Genomic DNA, 1,319 nt, shown 5'->3' on the forward strand with positions numbered 1-1,319 from the left:
CGTGCTGCGCGTCGACCGGATGCCGCTGCGCCGCGGGGAGACGCACCTGCCGCCCCTGCCGCTGCTCGACGACACCACCGGGCTGCGCGAACGGGGCTGCGGCAGCCCGGTCTCACCCACCCCACCAGGGGCGGTCGTCGCCGCCGCCGAACTGGCCCTCCGCGTCGTCCTCGACGAGGCCACCCGCGAGTGCACCCTGCCGGCCACGGTCGCCGAGGTCTGCAGCCCGCAGGCCGAGCCGCCGTACTACCGCCTCGGCCAGGTCACTTCCGCGGACCCACCGACCGCACCACACGCGGCGGCCTCGTGACGGGCACCCCGGTCATCGTCGACGTGCACCCCGACGCCACCGAGGTGATCGCGGCCGCCGCGGCCGCCGCCCACCCGCGGGAAACCGGTGGGCTGCTGCTGGGCTGGTGGGACGCCGGCCACGTCGTCGTCCGCCACGCCGTCGAAGTGCCCGACCCGGGCGCAACCACCAACTCCTGGAGCCGCGACGAACCGCAGGCGCAAGCCGCCCTCGACGCCGCCCTCGACGAGCACCAGCACCCGTGGCTCGGCTACGTCGGCGACTGGCACAGCCACCCGGCGCCCTGCGGAGCCAGCAGCCAAGACGTCACCTCGATCCGCCGGGCCTCCCGCCAGTACACCCAGCCCCTGGTGCTGCTCGTGCACCGCGCCGACAGCACCTTCGACCACGTGGTCGCCCACCGGGGATGCACCCGGCACGCCACGACCCCATTGCCTCCACGGAAGGAACACTCACCATGACAGCCCCCCGGCCGGCCGCCGGCCCCGCCTCCAACTCGGGAGTTCGGCGCGGCGGCGACCGCTTCCAGGACCTGTTCGTCTGGGACGCGGCCATGCAGGTCATCCGACCCGACAGCACGTACTCCCAGGTCGAGGTCGAGATCAACGGGGTCGGTAACGTCGACGACGTCGTACTCCGCAGCGCCATCGGCGCGAGCGACCTCTACGGGCAGGTCAAGTGGGCGACCAACCCCGCCGACCTGCTCAACAGCGAGTACCTGACGGCCCAGAAGGGCAACGGCAAGTCCCTGCTGCAGAAGCTGTACGCCAGCTGGAAGAAGCTGACCGCGAACGGCGCCCTCCCCACCCTCCAGCTGATCACCAACCGCGCTCTTGATCGCGACGATCCGCTCCTGGGACACGTCGACGGCCGCACAGACCTCCTCGTGCCGTACGCCGCTCATGCCGGGCAGACGAGCGCAGCCGGTCAGGCTCTACAGGAGTGGGCTGACCACGTCGGTGCCACCCCAGCAGAGCTTCTGGCGATGTTCGCGCGCCTCAAGTTCGTC

General features: G+C 72.1%; 3 protein-coding genes. All 3 read left to right on the forward strand.

Annotation, left to right across the window (positions count from 1 at the left end; all coding sequences use genetic code 11):
- A partial coding sequence (locus BUB17_RS27190; RefSeq protein ID WP_208983634.1) for a hypothetical protein occupies nt 1–310 on the forward strand: 310 nt, incomplete at its 5' end.
- Nucleotides 307–771: a Mov34/MPN/PAD-1 family protein gene (locus BUB17_RS27195; RefSeq protein ID WP_072921157.1), complete on the forward strand. Its 465-nt coding sequence runs from the start codon at nt 307–309 to the stop codon at nt 769–771. The genes BUB17_RS27190 and BUB17_RS27195, both read left to right, overlap by 4 nt.
- A partial coding sequence (locus BUB17_RS27200; protein WP_208983636.1) for a hypothetical protein occupies nt 768–1,319 on the forward strand: 552 nt, incomplete at its 3' end. The genes BUB17_RS27195 and BUB17_RS27200, both read left to right, overlap by 4 nt.

Source organism: Geodermatophilus obscurus, from assembly GCF_900143215.1.
GTDB classification, from domain to species: Bacteria; Actinomycetota; Actinomycetes; order Mycobacteriales; family Geodermatophilaceae; genus Geodermatophilus; species Geodermatophilus obscurus_A.